The organism is Rubellimicrobium rubrum, from assembly GCF_006152115.1.
Classification (GTDB): domain Bacteria; phylum Pseudomonadota; class Alphaproteobacteria; order Rhodobacterales; family Rhodobacteraceae; genus Rubellimicrobium; species Rubellimicrobium rubrum.
Genome location: NZ_VDFU01000003.1, coordinates 60012 through 78929, shown reverse-complemented (window position 1 = coordinate 78929; position 18918 = coordinate 60012). Strand labels below are relative to the sequence as shown.

At 65.9% G+C, this 18918-nt stretch carries 18 protein-coding genes; 16 read left to right on the top strand and 2 right to left on the bottom strand.

Annotated elements, in window-relative coordinates:
• The first annotated feature begins 29 nt into the window (after positions 1-29).
• The 7 genes from FHG66_RS03465 (at position 30) to FHG66_RS03435 (ending at position 7895) form a co-directional block, all read left to right on the top strand.
• The gene (locus FHG66_RS03465; protein WP_139075305.1) at positions 30-1592 is read left to right on the top strand and encodes an ABC transporter ATP-binding protein; all 1563 of its coding nucleotides are present in this window, start codon (positions 30-32) and stop codon (positions 1590-1592) included.
• Positions 1592-2755, top strand: coding sequence for an ABC transporter permease (locus tag FHG66_RS03460; protein ID WP_139075304.1), 1164 nt, complete (start codon positions 1592-1594; stop codon positions 2753-2755). The genes FHG66_RS03465 and FHG66_RS03460 overlap by 1 nt, the downstream gene beginning before the upstream one ends.
• 7 nt (positions 2756-2762) lie before the next feature.
• Positions 2763-3758: an ABC transporter permease gene (locus FHG66_RS03455; protein WP_139075303.1), complete on the top strand. Its 996-nt coding sequence runs from the start codon at positions 2763-2765 to the stop codon at positions 3756-3758.
• Complete coding sequence (locus FHG66_RS03450) at positions 3742-4545, top strand: purine-nucleoside phosphorylase (protein ID WP_139075302.1); 804 nt, start codon at positions 3742-3744, stop codon at positions 4543-4545. The genes FHG66_RS03455 and FHG66_RS03450 overlap by 17 nt, the downstream gene beginning before the upstream one ends.
• A 117-nt stretch (positions 4546-4662) precedes the next feature.
• Positions 4663-5571: a sulfite exporter TauE/SafE family protein gene (locus FHG66_RS03445; protein ID WP_139075301.1), complete on the top strand. Its 909-nt coding sequence runs from the start codon at positions 4663-4665 to the stop codon at positions 5569-5571.
• Positions 5568-6323 (top strand): TIGR02186 family protein, encoded by a 756-nt coding sequence (locus FHG66_RS03440; RefSeq protein WP_139075300.1) that lies wholly within the window; start codon positions 5568-5570, stop codon positions 6321-6323. The genes FHG66_RS03445 and FHG66_RS03440 overlap by 4 nt, the downstream gene beginning before the upstream one ends.
• Before the next feature lie 45 nt (positions 6324-6368).
• Positions 6369-7895, top strand: coding sequence for an ATP-dependent DNA helicase (locus tag FHG66_RS03435; protein WP_139075299.1), 1527 nt, complete (start codon positions 6369-6371; stop codon positions 7893-7895).
• Here the strand turns inward: FHG66_RS03435 and FHG66_RS03430 are convergent, their stop codons facing one another.
• Positions 7896-8099 carry a DUF1737 domain-containing protein gene (locus tag FHG66_RS03430; protein ID WP_139075298.1) on the bottom strand — a complete coding sequence of 68 codons (204 nt, stop codon included), beginning with the start codon at positions 8097-8099 and terminating at the stop codon, positions 7896-7898.
• Between the two features lie 4 nt (positions 8100-8103).
• Positions 8104-8655 carry an NnrU family protein gene (locus FHG66_RS03425; protein ID WP_139075297.1) on the bottom strand — a complete coding sequence of 184 codons (552 nt, stop codon included), beginning with the start codon at positions 8653-8655 and terminating at the stop codon, positions 8104-8106.
• A gap of 190 nt (positions 8656-8845) precedes the next feature.
• Between FHG66_RS03425 and FHG66_RS03420 the strand changes: the two genes are divergently transcribed.
• From FHG66_RS03420 to FHG66_RS03380, 9 genes are all read left to right on the top strand, one after another.
• Positions 8846-9142 carry a hypothetical protein gene (locus tag FHG66_RS03420; protein ID WP_139075296.1) on the top strand — a complete coding sequence of 99 codons (297 nt, stop codon included), beginning with the start codon at positions 8846-8848 and terminating at the stop codon, positions 9140-9142.
• Between the two features lie 126 nt (positions 9143-9268).
• The gene (locus FHG66_RS03415; RefSeq protein WP_139075295.1) at positions 9269-9676 is read left to right on the top strand and encodes a PRC-barrel domain-containing protein; all 408 of its coding nucleotides are present in this window, start codon (positions 9269-9271) and stop codon (positions 9674-9676) included.
• A gap of 125 nt (positions 9677-9801) precedes the next feature.
• Positions 9802-10767 carry a malate dehydrogenase gene (gene mdh, locus FHG66_RS03410; protein ID WP_139075294.1) on the top strand — a complete coding sequence of 322 codons (966 nt, stop codon included), beginning with the start codon at positions 9802-9804 and terminating at the stop codon, positions 10765-10767.
• Between the two features lie 72 nt (positions 10768-10839).
• Complete coding sequence (locus FHG66_RS03405) at positions 10840-12042, top strand: hypothetical protein (protein ID WP_139075293.1); 1203 nt, start codon at positions 10840-10842, stop codon at positions 12040-12042.
• 141 nt (positions 12043-12183) lie between these two features.
• Positions 12184-13377, top strand: coding sequence for an ADP-forming succinate--CoA ligase subunit beta (gene sucC / locus FHG66_RS03400; RefSeq protein WP_139075292.1), 1194 nt, complete (start codon positions 12184-12186; stop codon positions 13375-13377).
• Positions 13378-13381: 4 nt separating this feature from the next.
• Positions 13382-14263, top strand: a complete 882-nt coding sequence (gene sucD, locus FHG66_RS03395) for a succinate--CoA ligase subunit alpha (RefSeq protein WP_139075291.1) — start codon at positions 13382-13384, stop codon at positions 14261-14263.
• A gap of 117 nt (positions 14264-14380) precedes the next feature.
• Positions 14381-17323: a 2-oxoglutarate dehydrogenase E1 component gene (locus FHG66_RS03390; protein WP_139075290.1), complete on the top strand. Its 2943-nt coding sequence runs from the start codon at positions 14381-14383 to the stop codon at positions 17321-17323.
• 5 nt (positions 17324-17328) lie between these two features.
• The gene (odhB, locus tag FHG66_RS03385) at positions 17329-18609 is read left to right on the top strand and encodes a 2-oxoglutarate dehydrogenase complex dihydrolipoyllysine-residue succinyltransferase (protein ID WP_139075289.1); all 1281 of its coding nucleotides are present in this window, start codon (positions 17329-17331) and stop codon (positions 18607-18609) included.
• Between the two features lie 62 nt (positions 18610-18671).
• Entirely contained in the window at positions 18672-18917 is a 246-nt protein-coding gene (locus FHG66_RS03380) for a hypothetical protein (RefSeq protein WP_246082441.1), read from the top strand.
• Position 18918: the final 1 nt, after the last annotated feature.

Sequence of the window (18918 nt, the reverse complement as noted above, 5' to 3'; positions counted from 1 at the left end):
CCCCCTCTCAGTAAGACAGGGGGGGCCTCATGGCCGTCGCGTCCCAGGCCCAGCATCAGTCCCCAGAGACCATCCCGGCCATCGAGCTGCGAGGGATATCCAAGGCGTTCGGGCCGGTTCAGGCGAACAAGGACATCTCCATTCGCGTGATGCCGGGCACGATCCACGGCATCATCGGCGAAAACGGGGCCGGGAAATCGACCCTGATGTCAATCCTTTATGGCTTCTACCACGCTGACGCGGGCGAGATCTTCATCAACGGCCAGCGGGCAACCATCACCGATTCCCAGGCCGCCATCCGTGCCGGAATCGGCATGGTCTTCCAGCACTTCAAGCTGGTCGAGAACTTCACCGTGCTCGAGAACATCATCCTCGGGGCCGAGGACTCGGGGCTGCTCCGACCCTCTCTTGCCCGCGCCCGCCGCGAGCTGCGCCAACTGGCCGATGAGTACGAGCTCGACGTGAACCCCGATGCGGTGATCGAGGAGATCGGCGTCGGGTTCCAGCAGCGGGTCGAGATCCTCAAGGCGCTGTATCGCAAGGCGGACATCCTCATCCTGGACGAACCGACGGGTGTGCTAACCCCGCCCGAGGCCGACCACCTGTTCCGCATTCTTCACAACCTGCGGGAGCAGGGGAAGACGATCATCCTGATCACCCACAAGCTGCGCGAGATCATGGAGATCACTGACACCGTGTCGGTCATGCGGCGGGGCGAGATGACCGCCACGGTCGCGACCCGCGACACCAGCCCTCCGCAGCTGGCCGAGCTGATGGTCGGACGCAAGGTCCTCCTCCGGGTGGACAAGAAGCCAGCCAAACCCGGCCGTCACGTGCTTGAGGTGGAGAACCTGCGGGTCGTCGATGCCAAGGGGGTCGAACGGCTCAAGGGCGTGTCGTTCAGTCTCCGCCAAGGCGAGATCCTGGGTCTGGCCGGGGTGGCCGGGAACGGCCAGTCCGAACTTCTCGAAGTGCTGGGGGGAACGATGCGGGCCACGGGAGCGGTTCGCATGAACGGCCAGCCGCTGGACCTGTCCGGGCGGCAGGACGCCCGCGCCAGGCGCGAGGTAGGGATCGGCCATGTGCCCGAGGACCGTCAACAGGCGGGCCTGATCCTCGACTTCGCGGCCTGGGAAAACATCGCCCTGGGTTATCACCACCGCGACACCTATTCGAAAGGCTTGCTCATGGATCAGGCCGCCATGAGGGCCGACACAGTTGCCAAGATGGGGCGCTTCGACGTCCGTCCGCCGAACCCCCTTCTGGCGGCCAAGAACTTTTCGGGCGGCAACCAGCAGAAGATCGTTGTGGCCCGTGAGATCGAGGCCAGACCCGATCTCCTGCTCATCGGCCAGCCCACGCGGGGCGTGGACATCGGGGCTATCGAGTTCATCCACAAGCAGATCGTGGCCTTGCGAGACCAAGGCAAGGCGATCCTGCTGGTGAGCGTCGAGTTGGACGAGATCCTGTCGTTGTCGGACCGCATCGCGGTCATGTTCGACGGCCGCATCATGGGCGAACGCGTGGCGAGCCAGAGCAACGCCAACGAGCTTGGCCTACTCATGGCCGGCGTGACCGGAGAGGCCGCCTGATGGACAAGATGCCGCGTTGGGCCGACATCCTCCTCGTCCCTCTGATCTCGCTGATCCTGGCCGCCGCGATCTCGGCTCTCGTGATCCTCGCCATCGGGGAGAACCCCTGGAATGCGCTCAAGATCATGGTGACGGGGGCGTTAGGCTCCACCTACGCCTGGGGCTACACGCTCTACTACGCCACGAACTTCATCTTCACGGGGTTGGCGGTCGCGCTCGCGAACCACGCGCGCCTGTTCAACATCGGGGCCGAGGGGCAGGCCGCGATCGGAGGCCTCGGCGTGGCGCTGGTGGCCCTGTATCTGCCTTGGCCGCACTGGACCCTGGCGCTTCTGGGCGCCACTGCGGCGGCTGCTTTGTTCGGGGCGGCCTGGGCGGCGATTCCGGCCTTCTTGCAGGCCAAGCGGGGCAGCCACATCGTCATCACGACGATCATGTTCAACTTCATCGCGGCGGCGCTGCTGAACTACCTTCTTGTGGGGCCCCTCAAGCCCAGCGGGACCATGGAAACGGCAACGGCCCCGTTCCCGCCCAGCACGCATCTCCCGTCGTTCCAGGACATGTTCTCGACCGCCGACACGCCGCTGTTCCGCGGGACGCCGGCGAATGTCACGTTCTTCGTCGCGGTCCTTCTTTGCGTGCTCGTTTGGCTGCTGATCTGGAAGACTCGGCTGGGCTACGAGATCCGGGCCTTCGGCTTCTCGGAAGGGGCGGCCCGCTACGCCGGGATCGGGGCCACCAAGATCATCATGGTGACCATGCTGATCTCGGGCGGGCTCGCCGGGCTCATGGCCATCAACAACACCATGGGCGAGGCCGAGCGCCTGATCCTGAACGCGGTGGAGGGGGCGGGCTTCATCGGAATCGCGGTGGCGCTGATGGGCCGCAGCCACCCGCTCGGCGTGTTCCTGGCGGCGATCCTGTTCGGCTTCCTGTATCAGGGCGGGGCAGAGCTGTCGCTTTGGACCAGCATCCCGCGCGAGATGGTCGTGGTGATCCAGGCCCTCGTGATCATGTTCACCGGCGCTCTCGACAACATGGTGCGCATGCCTCTGGAGCGGCTCTTTGCCCGCCGGACAAGAAGCACGCCGCTGGCGCCTCCGGGGCCCACGCTGCATCCGCCGGGGCGCATGGCCCCTCCCAGCACCCCGGCCGCGGAGTAAGGGCGCAATGGACTGGACGACCGTCATCCTGCTCCTCGACTCCACGATCCGCACGGCGACGCCCTTGCTGCTCGCCTGCCTTGCGGGGCTCTTCTCGGAACGCGCGGGCATCTTCGACATCGGGCTCGAAGGAAAGATGCTGGTCGCGGCCTTTCTCTCGGCGGCCTTCGCATCGGTAACCGGGTCGGTCTGGCTCGGGCTGCTGATGGGTGTGGCGGGCTCGCTCGTGCTGTCGGCCATCCATGGGCTCGCTTCGATCACCTTTCGCGGCAACCAGCTCATCTCGGGCGTGGCCATCAACTTCCTGGCAGCCGGGCTCACGGTCGTGGTGGCCCAGGACTGGTTCGCCGAAGGGGGGCGCACGCCCCAACTCGGGGACGGGGAGCGCTTTTCCGGGATCGTGTTGCCGGGCGCGCTGGACCTGCGGACCTTCACGATTGCCGAGCAGCGGGATCTGCCACTGCTGCAGCGGTTCTATTCGGATGTGATCTCTGGGCATTCGATCCTGGTCTACCTCGCCGCGCTCGTGGTGCCGCTGACCTGGTGGGTGCTTTACCGGACCCGCTTCGGCCTGCGCCTGCGCGCGGTGGGCGAGAATCCGGCCGCGGTGGACACCGCCGGCATCTCGGTCACGCGCCTCCGCTTCGCGGCCGTGGGGATCGCGGGCGTCCTTTGCGCCTTGGCCGGGGCGCAACTGGCAGTGGCCGAACCGGCAGCGGGCTTCACGCGCGACATGACGGCGGGACGGGGCTACATCGCCTTGGCCGCGCTGATCTTCGCCAAGTGGCGCCCTTATCCGGCGCTGGGGGCCTGCCTGCTGTTCGGCTTTTTCCAGGCGCTCGAGGCGCGGCCAGACTTGTTCGTGACGCTCTTCAACCTCCGCGTCCCCTCGGCCCTGCTCAGTGCCCTGCCCTACATCCTCACGGTCATCATCCTTGCCGGATTCGTCGGCCGAGCGATCCCGCCCCGCGCGGGAGGAGAACCCTATGTCAAAGAGCGCTGATCTCGCCGCGATCATCCAGGCCCGCGCGGGTCGCGAACCCGTCCGCCTCGGCCTGGTCCTGGGATCGGGGTTAGGCCACATCGCTGGGCAGGTCGAAGGGACCTCGATCCCTTATTCCGATCTGGACGGATTTCCCCATGCCGGCGTGTCGGGACACAACCCCCATCTGGTGATAGGAACCTTGGAAGGCGTGCGTGTCGCAGCCTTCGGGGGCCGGGCCCATTACTACGAATCCGGCAACCCGGCTGCCATGCGCCTACCGCTGGAGGTTCTGAAGCACCTCGGGGCCGAAGCGCTGGTCCTGACCAACGCAGCCGGTTCCCTCCGGCCGGACATGCCCACGGGGTCGGTCATGCTGCTGTCGGACCACATCAACTTCTCGGGCCTGAATCCCCTGATCGGAGAGGCGACGGACACCCGCTTCGTCCCCATGACGGACGCGCATGACGCCGCCCTGCGAACGCAGCTTCGCGATGCTGCGGCAGCCGAAGGGGTCCACCTGCACGAGGGCGTCTACGCTTGGTACTCCGGCCCGTCCTTCGAGACCCCTGCCGAGATCCGGGCCATCAGGATGCTGGGCGCAGACGCGGTGGGGATGTCGACTGTCCCCGAGGTAATCCTTGCCCGCTTCCTGGGCCTGCGCGTGGCCGCCGTGTCGGTGTTGACGAACATGGCCGCTGGAATGTCGTCCGAGGCCATCAGCCACGAGCATACCAAGGCCATGGCCCCCTTGGGCGCTGCCAAGTTGGAAAAGGTGCTGCGGAGGGCGCTGCGCGACATGGCTTAGTGGCAACGGCACATGCAAAAAGCGTCGGCTGGAACAGTTTTCTTCCACGACGCGCCCGGTGGCGTTGGCAATCTTAACCACGCTGTGTTCAGTGGAGCGGCGGTCGCAGGAACGCCCATGCAGCTTTATCTTCCCATCGCCGAAGTTTCGGTCAACGCCTTCCTCCTGCTGGGCCTTGGTGGGCTCGTGGGCCTGCTGTCGGGCATGTTCGGGGTTGGCGGCGGCTTCCTGATCACGCCACTCCTGTTCCTTGTGGGCATTCCTCCGGCCGTGGCGGTGGCGACCTCCGCCAATCAGATCGTCGCGTCGTCGTTCTCGGCACTCCTCGCGCATCTTCGCCGGCGCACGGTGGACATGTGGATGGGAACCGTCCTGCTGATCGGCGGCCTGCTCGGCTCGGCCCTGGGCGTGATGGCGTTCAACACGCTCAAGGCGCTGGGCCAGGTCGATCTGCTGGTGCGGCTCTGCTACGTGGTTTTCCTCGGGACCGTGGGCGGTCTCATGCTGTGGGAATCGCTCCGTTCGGTGTGGCGCACCCGCAGCGGCGTGGTGCCACAGCGGCGCAGGCACAATTGGGTCCACGCGCTGCCTTTCAAGACGCGGTTCCGCATCTCGGGCCTTTACATATCGGTCATCCCGCCGATCCTCGTCGGGCTCCTCGTCGGGCTCCTGTCGGCCATCATGGGGGTGGGAGGCGGCTTCATCCTCGTGCCGGCAATGATCTACCTGCTGGGAATGCCCACCAAGGTCGTGATCGGGACATCGACCTTCCAGATCATCTTCCTGACCGCCTTTACTACCCTTCTGCACGCCACGACGAACCAGACCGTCGATGTCGTCCTTGCGCTGCTCCTGATCGTCGGGGGCGTCATCGGCGCGCAGATCGGCGCGCAAATCGGCACGAAGCTCCGGCCCGAGCATCTGCGGATCCTGCTGGCCCTTCTTGTGCTTGCCGTCTGCGGGCAGCTTGCCACCACGTTGCTGCTGCGCCCCGAGGAGATGTTCTCGGTCGAGCCTGTGGAATGAGGGTCTGGGCCGCCATCCTCGCGCTGGCCCTTCTCGTGCTGCCCGCGCGCGCCGAGGAGATCGTGCTGGGCCTCTCCAGCGACGAGGTTGCGATCACCGCGACCTTCGACGGATCGGACATCCTGATCTTCGGCGCGGTCAAGCGCGCGGCACCGGCTCCGCAGCCCGCGCCGTTGCAGGTCATCATCACCGTTTCGGGCCCCCTCCAGCCCCTCACCGTGCGTGAGGCGGGGCGACGGCTGGGCATCTGGGTCAATACTGCCGCAGTCGAGGTGGATGCCGCCCCGACGTTCTATGCGGTCGCCACCACAGGCCCTCTCGACCGCATCCTTCGCGACACCGAGGACCTGCGCCATTCCGTCTCCATCCCCCGCGCCATCCGAGCCGTCGGCAACGACGTCGGGAATCGCGAGGACTTCCTGCAAGCCCTGATCCGCATCCGCACAGAGGAAGGGCGCTATCAGATGCTGGAAGGCGAGGTGGACTTCGAGCAGGAGACGCTGTTCCGCACCGAGGTCGGCCTACCGGCGAACCTGACGGAGGGGGAGTACGCCACGCGCATCTTCCTGACGCGCGATGGCCGCGTGGTCGATACCTATGAGGCCAGCATCTATGTCCGCAAGGTCGGCCTGGAGCGCTGGCTGTATGCCCTCGCTCACGAACAGCCGCTTCTTTATGGCTTGATGGCCCTCGCCCTGGCAATGCTGGCAGGATGGGGCGCATCCCTGGGCTTCCGGGCGCTGCGTGGCTGAGGCGGCCTCTGGCCCCTGCCCCCATCCCCCGCTAGGTAGGCGGGCATGGCCGACCTCCCCGCCCTGTCTCCCGACCAACACGCCGCCTGGTCGGCCGTTGCCGACACGCTCGCCCAAGCCGGCGTTGGCCTGGAGGACGGACAACTCGCCCCCGCGATCCCAGACCGCGCGCCGACCGTTCTGGCCATCACCGGCAAGGCGGGGTCCGGGAAGACGATGCTGCTGGCCACGCTGACACGGAACCTTCGCAGCGCCGGCGTGGAGATCGTCTCGCCCGACTGGGAGGGGCGGCGAAAGAAGGAACGGCGTACCCTCGCCATCCTCGCGCCAACCAACAAGGCGGCCAGCGTGCTGCGCGCCAAGGGTGTGCCGGCCACGACGATCCACCGCATCCTTTATACGCCGGTCTATGACCCCGAGTTCGAGAAGGTCGCGGAGTGGCTGACCGGTCAGGGCGACAGGCCCACGGTCGGAACTCTCACCGACATCCAGCTCGACCGCACGAAGGACGCCTATGGGCAGCACGGCTCGGTCCCCGCGGCGCTGGCAGCGGCGGGACTGCGCGGCTCGGACTTCATCACCGGCTGGAAACGGCGCGAGGAGCCCCTGGACCTGGGCTTCATCGACGAATCCTCGATGTTGGACGAACGCCAGTTCGACGACCTCAAGGAGATCTTCCCGACGCTGGTGCTGTTCGGCGATCCAGCGCAGCTTCCCCCGGTGCAGGGTCAGGGCGGCGGCATGGTGTTCGACCGCCTCCCCAAGGACCGCGTGAAAAGCCTGACCCGCGTCCATAGGCAGGAGGCCGATTCCCCGATCCTCGATCTTGCCCATGCGCTGGCCGACCCCGCGCTGGACTTCGAGACCTTCGAGGACATGGTGCAGGAGGCCGCCCGCCGCGACCCGCGCGTGCATGTGACGGGCCGGGTGGACAGCGACCTCATGGCCCGCTCGCCCGTGCTGGTCTGGCGCAACGCCACGCGGATCAAGCTCATCCACGCCTTTCGTGCCGCCTACGGCGCCCCGGAAACGGAGCTTCTGCCCGGCGAGCCATTGATCTGCGACGGGATCGAGTTGCCCCTGAAGCACCGCAAGAAGCGCCTGGACCTTGAGGCCCGTGGCCTGATCAAGGGCGCGCAGGTGATCTATCTCGGCCCCGGCAAGAAGCCCGGCTTCTCGCGCCTCCATGTCATCGGCGCCGAGGAGCCGCAGGTCTCGGCGGCGTCGATCGTCAAGATCGAGAAGGAAGGCGAAGAAGAACCCTTCATCCCCTTCGCCGCCCAGATGGGTGCGACCTTCCTCCATGGGGCGGCCGTGACGATCCACAAGGCGCAAGGCTCCCAATGGGACGTGGTGCAGGTCTTCGCCCCCGACATCTTTGTGGCCGCCCGCGTGGGACGGATCGAGGCTGGCCAGCCCTTGTGGAAACGGCTCGCCTATGTCGCGATCACCCGCGCGGCCCGGGAACTGCGCTGGGTGGTGGCCAACCGCCTGGCCCGCCCAAAGGAGCCGCTAGGCATCGAGGACCTGAAGCAGGCCCCCATTACCCTGGCGCTGGCCGCCGAGGAGTAGCTATTGCTGCCCAAGCTTGAGGTCGGGGGAGTATGTGCCCTCGACCTCCTTGGTGACGGCCTGCCCGCATCGCATCACGCCACGCGACGCGTCGAACGAATAGGCCGGCGCGCCGTGGAGTTCCCAACCCTTGGACAGCGCTTCCGACACCTTGTGGCAGAAGGCGGCGGTGTCATCCTCGGTCAGGAAGCGGTAAAGGCGCATGGGGTCACGCTCCGAAAGGCCAGGGTCCAATCCAGCCGTGGATGTAACCGACCACGGCGACCAGAACCAGCGCAAGGACGACGGCCGTGATCTCCTTGCCGACGGGGGGCCGGGGCGGCGGCACCCAGAGCGGGACGGCACGGTTGATCAGCACGATCTCGGCCATGGCCCAGACCAGGAAGCCGCCGAACAGGACCATGGACGCCGCATCACCGTTCACCAGCAAATGCGCGACGGCCCAGAGGATGACGCCGGTCAGTTGGGGATGCCGGTTCACCCGAGCACCCCAGACTCCCATCCCCGATGCGACGAAGAAATAGAAGCCCAGTACCACGAGCAGGTTGTTGAGATGGCGGGTCCAGGGTGCCGGGTTCCAGATCTGGGGCGCGTCGTCCCAGGCTCCGTACCCCCGGGCCGCCAGCCAGATCCCGGCAATGGACAAGAGAGCGACCACTCCCTTGCCCGGATCACCCCAGCGAAGGCGCGATCCGGGAAATAGCCGCTTCCAAAGATGCGGCACGCTGAACGCCAAGAGTCCGAGGGGAAGCTGAATCAAGACGGCATCCTCAAGCTGCGCGGAAAAACTCACCCGGAACGTGTGCCGTTGCAACGATTCGCGCGCTTCGGTGTTGGGCTCTCAGCACCGCGTGCCACGTCAAGCAATTTCTGACGAACGTGGCAGATCTGCAGCAACGCACGGAGGACCACGCCCCGTCGCGGGCGGCCCCAGGAGAAAGGTGACGATCATGATCCGACTGACGACGGCCCTCGTCCTTCTGACGGCTGGGGCGGCGAGCGCCCAAGGCGCCCAGTGCTCCGCTCATGCCGAGATGTCACGCCACCTTGCCGAAAACTGGGGGGAAAGCCGTCAGACCATTGCATTGGACGCGGCCAACTCGGTCGTCGAGTTGTTCGCATCCGAGGAGACGGGAACCTGGACCCTCACGGTGACGAGCCCTGACGGGCAGACCTGCATGGTCGCCTCGGGCCATGCCTTCGAACTGACCAAGGACCCGCTCCCGGTCATCGACGAGGGGGCGTGAAACCGCTTGACACCTATCACGGAACCCGCGCGCGGCGTTCCGTGTTGACTTTCTGAACCGCCCTGGACGACTTCGAACCGGGGCCAACGAGGCGGCTGGCGGGCCGCCCAGAGGCAGGGGTCTACGATGGATCTTCCCATCATCAGCGCGGCCGTGATCGGCCTGACCGTTGTGTCGATGACGGACGGAATAGGCTCGGCGACGGCTCCACACAAGGCCGAAGGCGTGGCGGCCTTGGTCGGTGAGCATCTTTACGCCTCCGAGGACCACATCGTCTCCTGGGGCCCGCCGGTCCGGGCTGAGGATCTATCGCTCAAGGATCTGGGCCTCGTGTCCGAGGTCATCACCTCCGCCACCGGAGAGGCCCAAGGCCTCGTGGTGTCCGTGGGCGGCCTTTGGGGGATCGGCGCGCAGGATGTGCAGCTTGGCATGGACCGTGTCCATCTGATCCGCGCCCAAGGCGGCGAGACCCGCCTCGTCGTGGACCTGAGTGCCGAAGGGGCCGAGCCGCCCGTGGACGGCCTTCAAAGCTGAGGCGCCTTCCACTTTAGCGCAAACAGTTCGAACGGGAGCGCCGGTAGCGCTCCCGCGCCCTTGCGCGGTCGGGACGGCTTGGCTACGCACTCGCGCGACCCACCCGCGCGAAGGAACATCTCGCCATGGCCAGACCCAAGATCGCCCTCATCGGCGCCGGACAGATCGGCGGCACGCTAGCGCACCTCGTCGCGCTCAAGGAGTTGGGCGACGTCATCCTGTTCGACATCGCCGAGGGCACGCCCCAGGGCAAGGCGCTCGACATCGCCCAGTCCGGTCCGTCCGCGCGCTTCGATGCGTCGCTCAAGGGCGCGAACTTCTACGAGGAGATCGCGGGCGCCGACGTCTGCATCGTCACCGCCGGTGTTCCCCGCAAGCCGGGCATGAGCCGCGACGACCTCCTGGGCATCAACCTCAAGGTCATGAAATCGGTCGGCGAAGGCATCAAGGCCCATGCTCCGAACGCCTTCGTCATCTGCATCACCAACCCGCTCGACGCGATGGTCTGGGCGCTGCAGCAGTTCTCGGGCCTGCCCGCGCACATGGTCTGCGGTATGGCGGGGGTGCTGGACTCCGCCCGCTTCCGCCACTTCCTGTCCACCGAGTTCGGCGTGTCCATGAGGGACGTGACCGCCTTCGTGCTGGGTGGCCACGGCGACACGATGGTGCCACTCGTGCGCTACTCGACGGTTGCGGGCATCCCCCTGCCCGACCTCGTCAAGATGGGCTGGACCACGCAGGACAAGCTCGACGGCATCGTCCAGCGCACCCGTGACGGCGGGGCCGAGATCGTGGGCCTGCTCAAGACTGGCTCCGCCTTCTACGCTCCGGCGCAGTCCGCGATCGAGATGGCCGAAGCCTTCCTCAAGGACCAGAAGCGCGTCCTGCCCTGTGCTGCTCATCTTGGTGGCCAGTACGGCGTTTCGGACATGTATGTGGGCGTGCCGACCGTGATCGGCGCAGGCGGGATCGAGCGGGTCATCGAGATCGCGATGGACGACGCCGAGCAGGCCATGTTCCAGAAGTCGGTCGATGCGGTGAAGGGCCTTGTCGACGCCTGCAAGGGTATCGACGCCTCACTGGCCGCCTGAGGGTTTTCCTGACTACCCTGTTTGCTGTTAGGATGAGTAGGCTCCGGGGCACATGCTCCGGAGCCTTTGTTCATGCATCGACTGCTCGCCCTTGTCCTGCTCGTGCTCGCCACCCCAGTGGTGGCGCAGGATGACATCTCGTCCGCCATAGCGGCCCATGGTCTCCGCGCCACGGAAGCCGACCTCGCCACACGGACCGCCCCAACGCCGTCCGAGCGCTTCGCCCTGGGTGGAGTGCGCTTCCTTGCGGGGATCGAGAGGGCGCTCCAGCTCCGGTACCGCGTCGGCCTGGGGACGGATATGGCCGAAGCCTCGGGGCTGCCCATCCTCAGGCTCCCCATCGAAGAGAACCCGCAGCCCGAGCCGTTCGAGCCGGCGATGATCGAAGCGCTGTTCCGGGACATCGGCCTGGACATGGCCGGCGCTCTGGACGCCTTGTCAGGGATCGGCGACAGCGATGCCGTCGCGGTCGAGATCCGGACCGAAGACCTTTGGTTCGACATCGACTCGGACGGCACCCGTCAGCCCGGCGAGGGGGTTCTGGAGATCACGGGATGGACCCTGTCGGCGGGCAACGACCTAGCTGGCCTTCCGTCCACCACGATCCGCTTCGATGCGGCCGACTCGGCTTGGCTGTCAGCCTACGCCCATCTCCTGTCCGCCATGTCCGAGGCTGTCTTGGCCCTTGGTCCGACAGATGGGATCGCTCGCGTCCTTGAAGCCCGAGCGACCTTCGACTCCCTGGGCCGCCCCAAGAGCGGAACGGAGTTCACCTTGGAAGCCCAAGGGGGCCAGTGGGTCGACCTTGCCGCCATGTGGATCATGGCGATCGAGGGGCAGCCCGACCCGGTTCACACCCGAGCGCTCCGCGACCATCTTCTGGCCGTGGTGAGCGAGAACCGCCGGTTCTGGTCCCTTGTCCCTCGGGAGCAGGACAACAACCAGGAATGGATTCCCAACAAGAATCAGACCTCGGCCACTGGCCTGCCCTTTCCGCCCGGCACCGGGGCGCGCTGGCTGGCGGTGCTTCGGGACGGGGAACGGATCCTGCAGGGGGAGTTGCTGATCCCCTACTGGCGCGTAGGATCCCAGGCAGGCCTCAACCTCGCTGCCCTGTTTGAGAACCCGCCCGAGATCGATATCGCGGGAGTGATCCAGGGGGCGACATTGCTCCCCTATCTCGAAGAAGGTCCGATTGCGGACGGCCAAAGCCTGCAGCTGTTTGGCGAACTGGTGCAGGGTGATTCGCCGCTCTATGCCGTGCTGCTGAACTGAAGCCGGCAAAAGCGTGCGATCACAGGTGAAAAGGGTGTGATCACAAGCGTCGGTTTTTCGGGGCCATCGCTCATTTCGTTATGTCGTCGTTCAGGAAGCTGTGGTTCAAGGGCCGCGCTGCGACCAACACGGGATCCTGACATGAACATCCACGAGTATCAGGCCAAGGAGCTGCTTCGTGCGGCCGGGGCCCCTGTCGGCGATGGCCGAGTCGTGCTGCGCGCCGAGGAGGCCAAGACCGCCGCGGGCCAGATCGACGGGCCTGTCTGGGTGGTCAAGGCGCAGATCCACGCCGGCGGCCGCGGCAAGGGTCATTTCAAGGAAGCCGACGCTGGCGAAAAAGGCGGTGTCCGCCTTGCCCGCTCTGTCGAGGAAGCCGAGATGGAGGCCCGCCGCATGCTGGGCCGCACCCTCGTGACCATCCAGACGGGCGAAGCCGGCAAGCAGGTCAACCGCGTCTACATCGAGGACGGCGCCGACATCGCGCGGGAACTGTACCTCGCGCTCCTCCTGGACCGTGGCACGTCGCGCATCAGCTTCGTCTGCTCGACCGAAGGTGGGATGGACATCGAGGAGGTCGCCCATTCGACCCCCGAGAAGATCCTGACCCTGACGATCGATCCCTCGACCGGCTACCAACCCTTCCACGGCCGCCGCATCGCCTATGCGTTGGGCCTTGAGGGCGGGCAGGTCAAGCAGTGCGTCTCGCTCATGGGGACGCTCTACAAGCTCTTCGTGTCCAAGGACATGGAGATGCTGGAGATCAATCCGCTCATCGTGACCAAGGCGGGCCAGCTCCATTGCCTCGACGCCAAGGTGGGCTTCGACAACAATGCGCTCTACCGCCATCCCGACATCGCGGCCTTGGCCGACGAGACCGAGGTCGATCCCAAGGAACTCGCGGCCCAGAAGTTCGACCTGAACTATATCGCCTTGGACGGTGAGATCGGCTGCATGGTCAACGGCGCGGGCCTCGCCATGGCGACGATGGACATCATCAAGCTCTACGGCGCGGAGCCTGCGAACTTCCTCGACGTGGGTGGCGGCGCCACCAAGGAGAAGGTCACCGAAGCCTTCAAGATCATCACTTCCGACCCGAACGTGAAGGGCATCCTCGTCAACATCTTCGGCGGCATCATGCGCTGCGACATCATCGCTGAGGGCATCATCGCCGCCGTCAAGGAGGTGGGCCTTCAGGTTCCCCTCGTCGTCCGGCTGGAAGGCACCAATGTCGACCTCGGCAAGCAGATCATCCGCGACTCGGGGCTGAACGTGATCCCGGCGGATGATCTATCAGATGCGGCCGAGAAGGTCGTTAAGGCAGTCAGGGGCTAAGCGGATGTCCATTCTCGTCAACCAATCCACCAAGGTCATCTGCCAGGGCTTTACCGGCAGCCAAGGCACCTTCCATTCCGAGCAGGCCATTGCCTACGGCACCAAGATGGTCGGCGGCGTGACACCCGGTAAGGGCGGCTCGCCGCACCTCGGCCTTCCGGTCTTCGACTCGGTGCATGAAGCCGTCACCCAGACCGGTGCCGACGCTTCGGTGATTTACGTCCCGCCGCCCTTCGCCGCCGACTCGATCCTCGAGGCCATCGACGCCGAGATCCCGCTGGTGGTTTGCATCACCGAAGGCATCCCCGTCCTCGACATGATGCGGGTCAAGCGTGCGCTCGCGGGCTCCCGCACCCGGCTCATCGGACCGAACTGCCCCGGCGTCATGACCCCCGGCGAATGCAAGATCGGCATCATGCCGGGCTCGATCTTCTCGAAGGGCTCTGTAGGCGTCGTGTCCCGCTCCGGTACGCTGACCTATGAGGCGGTCAAGCAAACCTCCGACGTGGGGCTGGGCCAGTCCAGCGCCGTTGGGATCGGGGGAGATCCGATCAAGGGCATGGAGCACATTGACGTCCTCGAGATGTTCCTGGCTGACCCCGAGACGCAGTCGATCATCATGATCGGCGAGATCGGCGGCTCGGCCGAGGAGGAAGCCGCACAGTTCCTTGCGGACGAAAAGAAGCGCGGCCGTTGGAAGCCCACCGCCGGCTTCATCGCAGGCCGGACGGCGCCCAAGGGCCGCCGCATGGGCCACGCCGGGGCCATCGTCTCGGGGGGCAAGGGCGACGCGGAGAGCAAGATCGAGGCGATGAAATCCGCAGGCATCGTCGTCGCCGACAGCCCCGCCGGGCTGGGCGAGGCCGTTCTGAAGGCCATCGGCTGAGCCGCGCGCGCCAACGTGAACGATCTACGGGTCGTTCACGGGTTGGTGGCTATTTATCTGTAGGCAGCATTCCTGAACCCTGCCGCGACATGTCCGGTAACCCTTCGAGGTGACCCAATGACCGATCAATCCTCCAACGACCAGTTCCGCGCCTCCTCGTTCCTCCAGGGCGGCAACGCGGCCTACATCGAAGGGCTGCACGAAGCCTTCGAGCGCGACCCAGCCTCGGTCGATGAAAGCTGGCGGCAGTTCTTCGCGGCTCTGGCCGAGCCGGCCGCGCCGTCCCCATCCTGGGCGCGCGCCGATTGGCCACCCATGCCCACCGACGATCTCACTGCGGCGCTCACCGGCCAGTGGCCCGCGTCCGAGGCCAAGGCCGCCGGAGACAAGGTCCGGGCCAAGGCCGAGGAAAAGGGCATCCAGATCACCGACGCCCAGGTGCGTCAGGCGGTCCTCGACTCTCTCCGCGCGCTCATGCTGATCCGCGCCTATCGGATCCGCGGTCACCTCATCGCCGACCTCGACCCGCTCGGCATGCGGAACGAGGATCGGCACCCGGAACTCGACCCCGCGTCCTACGGCTTCGCACCGGCGGACATGAAGCGCCCGATCTTCATCGACAATGTTCTGGGGCTCGAGGTCGCGACCATGTCGCAGATCCTCGACATCGTGAAGCGCACCTACTGCGGCACCTTTGCGATGCAGTACATGCACATCTCGGACCCGGCCCAGGCGCAGTGGCTCAAGGAGCGGATCGAAGGCTACGGCAAGGAGATCAGCTTCACCCAGAACGGGCGCAAGGCGATCCTGAACAAACTCGTCGAAGCTGAAGGCTTCGAAAAGTTCCTGCACGTGAAATACACGGGCACGAAGCGGTTCGGCCTTGACGGTGGTGAAGCGCTGATCCCCGCGATGGAGCAGATCATCAAGCGCGGCGGCGCGCTGGGCATCCAGGACATCGTGATCGGCATGCCCCACCGGGGCCGCCTGAACATCCTGGCGAACGTGATGGGCAAGCCCTATCGCGCCATCTTCCACGAGTTCCAGGGCGGCTCGTACAAGCCCGACGACGTGGACGGCTCGGGCGACGTGAAGTACCACCTCGGGGCCTCGTCGGACCGCGAGTTCGACGGCAACAAGGTGCACCTGTCGCTGACGGCCAACCCGTCCCACCTGGAGGCGGTCAACCCTGTGGTCATCGGCAAGGTCCGCGCCAAGCAGGACCAGCTTCATGACTCCGACCGTACCCGCGTGCTGTCGATCTTGTTGCACGGTGATGCAGCCTTCGCGGGCCAGGGTGTGGTCGCGGAATGCTTTGGCCTGTCGGGCCTCAAGGGCCACCGCACCGGCGGCACCATCCACATCGTCGTGAACAACCAGATCGGCTTCACGACCGCGCCCAGCTTCTCGCGGTCCTCGCCCTACCCGACCGACATCGCGCTCATGGTCGAGGCGCCGATCTTCCACGTCAATGGCGACGACCCCGAGGCGGTGGTGCATGCCGCCAAGGTGGCCGTCGAGTTCCGGCAGAAGTTCCACAAGGATGTCGTCATCGACATCTTCTGCTACCGGCGCTTCGGTCACAACGAGGGCGATGAGCCCATGTTCACCAATCCGGCCATGTACAACCGGATCAAGAAGCAGAAGACCACGCTGACCCTCTACACCGAGCGGCTGGTTAAGGACGGCCTCATCCCCGAGGGTGAGGTCGAGGAGATGAAGGCTCAGTTCCAAGCCAAGCTGAACGAGGAGTTCGAGGCCGGCAAGCAGTTCCGCCCGAACAAGGCGGACTGGCTCGACGGACGCTGGTCCCACATCGACCGGCAGAACGACAAGGAGTACGAGCGCGGCGCAACGGCGATCACCCCCGAAGCCCTGCGTGCGATCGGCACCGCACTGACCCGGATCCCCGAAGGGTTCGCGATCCACAAGACCGTGGAGCGGCAACTCGAATCCAAGAAGCAGATGTTCGCGACTGGCGAAGGCTTCGACTGGGCGACCGCCGAGGCCCTGGCCTTTGGGAGCCTGCTGACAGAGGGTTATCCTGTCCGTCTTTCGGGCCAGGACTCCACGCGCGGCACCTTCAGCCAGCGTCATTCCGCGTTCATCGACCAGGTGACCGAGGAACGGCACTACCCGCTCAACAGCATCCGTGAGGGTCAAGCCCGCTACGAGGTCATCGACTCGATGCTGTCGGAATATGCGGTGCTCGGCTTCGAGTACGGCTATTCACTGAGCGAGCCCAACGCGCTCGTGATGTGGGAAGCGCAGTTCGGCGACTTCGCCAACGGCGCGCAGATCATGTTCGACCAGTTCATCAGCAGCGGCGAATCCAAGTGGCTGCGGATGTCGGGCCTTGTCATGCTCCTGCCCCACGGGTTCGAGGGGCAAGGGCCCGAACACTCCTCGGCGCGCCTGGAGCGGTTCCTCCAGTCCTGCGGCCAGGACAACTGGATTGTCGCGAACTGCACCACCCCCGCGAACTACTTCCACATCCTGCGGCGGCAGATCCATCGCGGCTTCCGCAAGCCGCTGGTCCTGATGACGCCCAAGTCGCTCCTGCGGCACAAGCTCGCCGTGTCCAAGGCCGAGGATTTCACGACGAACTCCAGCTTCCACCGGATCGTCTGGGATGACGCGGAGAAGGGCAACTCGGCCACGACCCTCAAGTCCGATGACCAGATCCGCCGGGTCGTGCTCTGCTCGGGCAAGGTCTACTACGACCTGCTGGAGGAACGGGACGCGCGCGGCATCGATGACGTCTATCTGCTGCGCGTCGAGCAGTTCTATCCGTTCCCGGCCCAGAGCCTCGTCAAGGAACTGTCGCGCTTCAAGAACGCCGAGATGATCTGGTGCCAGGAAGAGCCCAAGAACCAGGGGGCCTGGACCTTTATCGAGCCCAACATCGAATGGGTCCTCGGCCGCATCGACGCGGCTCACAAGCGGCCGGCCTATGTCGGCCGTCCGGCCTCGGCGAGCCCGGCCACCGGTCTCGCCTCCTCGCACAAGGCCCAGCAACAGGCGCTCGTGGACGAAGCGCTGACCATCGAAGGAAAGTAAGTCACATGGCCATCGAAGTCCGCGTGCCCGCGCTGGGCGAAAGCGTCACCGAAGCGACCGTCGCGACCTGGTTCAAGAAGCCGGGCGACACGGTCGCCGCGGACGAGATGCTCTGTGAACTGGAAACCGACAAGGTCACGGTCGAGGTTCCGGCTCCGTCCGCTGGCACGCTGGGCGACATCGTCGCAGCCGAGGGGACGACCGTCGGTCCCAATGCGCTTCTTGCGACGATCTCGGAAGGGGCGGGTGCCGCCCCCTCCAAGGCGGCCGAACCTGCGGGCGTCGCCACTGCGCCTCAGGATTCGCCCGCCACGCATCCGGCTCCGGTCGGCGCGCCCTCGGGCCCGGCCAACTACGGCCCGGAGCCCACGACCCCAGCCAGTGCTGGCGCACCCCGCGCGCCGGAAGATGCCCCGTCGGCCAAAAAGCTCATGGCCGACAACGACCTGTCGCGCGACGCCGTCCAGGCCAGCGGCCGTGATGGGCGTGTGATGAAGGAGGACGTTTTGCGCGCCCTCGATCAGCCCAAGGCTGCTCCGGCTCCTGTTTCGCAGGCGCCCCGCGCACCCACCGCCGCCCAGGACGTCGGGCGCGAGGAGCGGGTCAAGATGACCCGGTTGCGCCAGACCATCGCCCGTCGCCTCAAGGAGGCGCAGAACACCGCGGCGATGCTGACCACCTACAACGAGGCCGACATGTCGGCCATCATGGCGATCCGGAACGAATACAAGGACGCCTTCGAGAAGAAGCACAAGGTGAAGCTCGGCTTCATGTCCTTCTTCGTCCGCGCCTGCGTCCACGCCCTTCAGGAAGTGCCCGAAGTCAATGCGGAGATCGACGGAGACGAGGTAGTCTACAAGCGCTACGTCCACATGGGGGTCGCCGTGGGCACGCCCACTGGCCTCGTCGTGCCCGTGGTGCGCGATGCCGACCAGAAGGGCTTTGCCCAGATCGAGAAGGAGATCGCCGAGCTGGGTCTCCGGGCGCGCGACGGCAAGCTGTCGATGGCCGACATGCAAGGTGGCAGCTTCACCATCTCGAACGGCGGCGTCTATGGGTCGCTGATGTCGTCCCCGATCCTGAATCCGCCCCAGTCCGGCATCCTGGGCATGCACAAGATCCAGGACCGCCCGGTCGTGGTCGGTGGTCAGATCGTCATTCGCCCGATGATGTACCTGGCCCTGAGCTACGATCACCGGATCGTGGACGGCAAGGGCGCCGTGACCTTCCTCGTCCGCGTCAAGGACGCGCTGGAGGATCCGCGCCGCCTGCTCATGGACCTCTGATGGAGGCTCGGGTCACGCAACCTACATGGTTGGCGTGACCCAAACTCCGGAAGGATGACGCCATGATGCAGCTCCTGTGCCAGCTCGACACATCCGACTTCAGCGGCTGGAAGCGTGACTTCGACTCTGAGCGCACTGAACGTATGGAAGCAGGGCTCACCCTGCTCCAGATGTGGCGGGACTCGGACACCCGGAGCCGCGTGCTCATGCTGTTCGAGGTCGGCGACGTGGCGCGAGCAAAGGTCTGGCTTCGCAAGGAGCAGGGGTTCGGCGGGCCGATGACGGCGCATTTCCTGGAAACGGTCTGAC

What these genes read in the sequence shown, in the direction of transcription:
- FHG66_RS03465 (WP_139075305.1), top strand. Translation starts at nt 30, where the DNA reads ATGGCCGTCGCGTCCCAGGCCCAGCATCAGTCCCCAGAGACCATCCCG.
- FHG66_RS03460 (WP_139075304.1), top strand. Translation starts at nt 1,592, where the DNA reads ATGGACAAGATGCCGCGTTGGGCCGACATCCTCCTCGTCCCTCTGATC.
- FHG66_RS03455 (WP_139075303.1), top strand. Translation starts at nt 2,763, where the DNA reads ATGGACTGGACGACCGTCATCCTGCTCCTCGACTCCACGATCCGCACG.
- FHG66_RS03450 (WP_139075302.1), top strand. Translation starts at nt 3,742, where the DNA reads ATGTCAAAGAGCGCTGATCTCGCCGCGATCATCCAGGCCCGCGCGGGT.
- FHG66_RS03445 (WP_139075301.1), top strand. Translation starts at nt 4,663, where the DNA reads ATGCAGCTTTATCTTCCCATCGCCGAAGTTTCGGTCAACGCCTTCCTC.
- FHG66_RS03440 (WP_139075300.1), top strand. Translation starts at nt 5,568, where the DNA reads ATGAGGGTCTGGGCCGCCATCCTCGCGCTGGCCCTTCTCGTGCTGCCC.
- FHG66_RS03435 (WP_139075299.1), top strand. Translation starts at nt 6,369, where the DNA reads ATGGCCGACCTCCCCGCCCTGTCTCCCGACCAACACGCCGCCTGGTCG.
- FHG66_RS03430 (WP_139075298.1), bottom strand. Translation starts at nt 8,099, where the DNA reads ATGCGCCTTTACCGCTTCCTGACCGAGGATGACACCGCCGCCTTCTGC.
- FHG66_RS03420 (WP_139075296.1), top strand. Translation starts at nt 8,846, where the DNA reads ATGATCCGACTGACGACGGCCCTCGTCCTTCTGACGGCTGGGGCGGCG.
- FHG66_RS03415 (WP_139075295.1), top strand. Translation starts at nt 9,269, where the DNA reads ATGGATCTTCCCATCATCAGCGCGGCCGTGATCGGCCTGACCGTTGTG.
- mdh (WP_139075294.1), top strand. Translation starts at nt 9,802, where the DNA reads ATGGCCAGACCCAAGATCGCCCTCATCGGCGCCGGACAGATCGGCGGC.
- FHG66_RS03405 (WP_139075293.1), top strand. Translation starts at nt 10,840, where the DNA reads ATGCATCGACTGCTCGCCCTTGTCCTGCTCGTGCTCGCCACCCCAGTG.
- sucC (WP_139075292.1), top strand. Translation starts at nt 12,184, where the DNA reads ATGAACATCCACGAGTATCAGGCCAAGGAGCTGCTTCGTGCGGCCGGG.
- sucD (WP_139075291.1), top strand. Translation starts at nt 13,382, where the DNA reads ATGTCCATTCTCGTCAACCAATCCACCAAGGTCATCTGCCAGGGCTTT.
- FHG66_RS03390 (WP_139075290.1), top strand. Translation starts at nt 14,381, where the DNA reads ATGACCGATCAATCCTCCAACGACCAGTTCCGCGCCTCCTCGTTCCTC.
- odhB (WP_139075289.1), top strand. Translation starts at nt 17,329, where the DNA reads ATGGCCATCGAAGTCCGCGTGCCCGCGCTGGGCGAAAGCGTCACCGAA.
- FHG66_RS03380 (WP_246082441.1), top strand. Translation starts at nt 18,672, where the DNA reads ATGATGCAGCTCCTGTGCCAGCTCGACACATCCGACTTCAGCGGCTGG.